The sequence below is a fragment of the Dietzia aerolata genome, from assembly GCF_014144865.1.
In the GTDB taxonomy this organism is placed as follows: domain Bacteria; phylum Actinomycetota; class Actinomycetes; order Mycobacteriales; family Mycobacteriaceae; genus Dietzia; species Dietzia aerolata.
Map to the genome: position 1 here is coordinate 1 of NZ_JAALDM010000311.1, position 2,574 is coordinate 2,574.

Consider the following 2,574-nt stretch of genomic DNA (forward strand, 5'->3'; position numbering starts at 1 on the left):
GCCTGCCAAGAAGACCCCCGCGCGCAAGCGCACCCCCCGCAAGACGGCGGCGCAGAAGGCCGCAGAAGCCGAGCAGTCCCAGCAGACCGAGCAGTCCGCCTCGGGCAGTGATCAGGGCGCCGAGCAGGCCGACGGTCGGGGAGCGGCCGCCGACACCTCTCGCGCGTCGTCCCGGTCCCAGTCGCGCCCGGAGCTGCCGGAGATCGCGATCGTCACCGGTGAGGTCGGCGCGGCGGACTCCGGGAACCGCCGCCGGCGCTCGTCGGCCAGCCCGTCGTTCTCCCCACTGTTCCTGTCGCCGGACACCGACGCGGACCAGGATTCGAGCCAGGATTCGGATAAGGATGGCCAGCAGGGCCAGCAGGACGGACAGCAGTCCGGCGACCAGTCGGGCGATCAGTCCGGCCAGGGCGAGGGCGGCAACCGTCGACGCCGCCGTGGTCGCCGCGGTCGTGGCCGTGGCCGCGGCGAGGGTGGAGACGACCAGAACCAGAACCAGAACGACGACGACAACGACGCCTCCGCCAACGGCGACAGCCGCTCCGGGGACGATTCCGGCTCCGGCAGGGGAGTAGACGATCATTCCGGTTCGGGCCGCGCTGCCGACTCCGCCGGCGACGCCACCGGAACCGGCGACAACCAGGATGGCGGAACCGAGTCAGACGGCAGCGGTTCGACCGAGAACACCTCCGGGGAGGATTCGGACGGGTCGGATTCGACGCCGTCGGGCTCGCGCAGGCGTCGACGTCGTCGTCGTCGCAGTGGCGGCTCCGGCTCCGACGACAACCAGGGCTCGAACGACGACCCGCCCAACACGGAGATCCATGAGCGCGACGGGCGCCGTCGCTCCGGACGTGGGGGCTCCGGCTCCGGCACGTCCGGCGATGAGGTGCAGGGCATCACCGGCTCCACCCGCCTGGAGGCCAAGCGTCAGCGTCGACGGGACGGTCGCGAGGCCGGCCGTCGCCGCCAGCCGATCCTGTCCGAGTCCGAGTTCCTCGCCCGGCGCGAATCCGTGGACCGCGTCATGGTGGTGCGCGAGAAGCAGCGCGAGGACGGCAAGGGCATCATGACCCAGGTCGGCGTGCTCGAGGACAAGGTGCTGGTCGAGCACTTCGTCACCACCGAATCCGCGCGCTCCATGGTCGGCAATGTCTACCTCGGTCGCGTGCAGAACGTGCTGCCCAGCATGGAGGCGGCGTTCGTCGACATCGGCCGCGGCCGCAACGGCGTGCTGTACGCCGGCGAGGTCAACTGGGAGGCCGCCGGACTGGGCGGCAAGGCCCGGCGCATCGAGCAGGCGCTCAAGCCCGGCGACATGGTGCTGGTGCAGGTCACCAAGGACCCCATCGGGCAGAAGGGCGCCCGGCTGTCCACGCAGATCTCGCTCGCCGGTCGATTCCTCGTGTATGTGCCGGACGGCAACTCCGCCGGCATTTCCCGCAAGCTGCCCGACACCGAGCGGCGTCGGCTCAAGGCCATCCTCAAGGACGTCGTGCCCGAGGGGTCCGGCGTGATCATCCGCACCGCCGCCGAGGGCGTGTCCGAGGAGGAGATCGGCCGCGACGTCGAGCGGCTCGCCACGCAGTGGACCGAGATCTCCGAGGCCGCCGACAAGCGCAAGGGGTCCGGCTCCGGCACCCCCGTCGCGCTGTACGAGGAGCCCGACCTGCTGGTCAAGGTCGTGCGCGACCTGTTCAACGAGGACTTCACCAAGCTCGTCATCCAGGGCGAGACCTCGTGGAACACGGTGCACGACTACGTCATGCGCGTCGCGCCCGAGATGGTCGAGCGGCTCGAGCGGTACGACAATCCCGAGGTGGACGTGTTCGCCACCCACCGCGTGGACGAGCAGCTCGCCAAGGCGCTCGAACGCAAGGTGTGGCTGCCCTCCGGTGGTTCGCTGGTGATCGACCGCACCGAGGCCATGACGGTCGTCGACGTCAACACCGGCAAGTACACCGGCTCCGGCGGCAACCTGGAGGAGACCGTCACCAAGAACAACCTCGAGGCGGCCGAGGAGATCGTCCGGCAGCTGCGCCTGCGGGACATCGGCGGCATGGTGATCATCGACTTCATCGACATGGTGCTTGAGGGCAACCGCGACCTCGTGCTGCGGCGCCTGACCGAGGCGCTCGGCCGGGACCGCACCCGTCACCAGGTCTCCGAGGTCACCTCGCTCGGCCTGGTCCAGCTGACCCGCAAGAAGCTCGGCACCGGGCTCGTCGAGGCGTTCTCCACCCCGTGCGAGCACTGCCACGGTCGCGGGCTGATCGTCCACGCCGACCCGATTCACACCGAGTCGCATAATGCCGACGAGCCCGGCTCGCGCCGGGGTCGCCGTCGGGGCGGTAAGGGCGGGGACTCGTCCTCGTCGTCGTCCTCCGCGTCCTCCTCGGACGGCAACGGCGCGACCAAGCAGGCACCGCGTAAGGACGGCCCTGCGCCGTCCGCGCACCCCGCGGCACTGGCCATGGGGCGGCACGCGGCGGAGTCTGACGCGGCGGAGTCCGGTGACGCGAAGGCAGCGGGGGCAGCGGGGGCTGCGGCGTCTGGTGAGGCGAAGGCCGCGGA

The 2,574-nt window shown here is 70.9% G+C and carries 1 protein-coding gene; it reads left to right on the forward strand.

Annotation, left to right across the window (positions count from 1 at the left end; translation table 11 throughout):
- On the forward strand, positions 1-2,574 hold a 2,574-nt coding region (locus G6016_RS15575; RefSeq protein ID WP_182633515.1), incomplete at both ends, for an Rne/Rng family ribonuclease.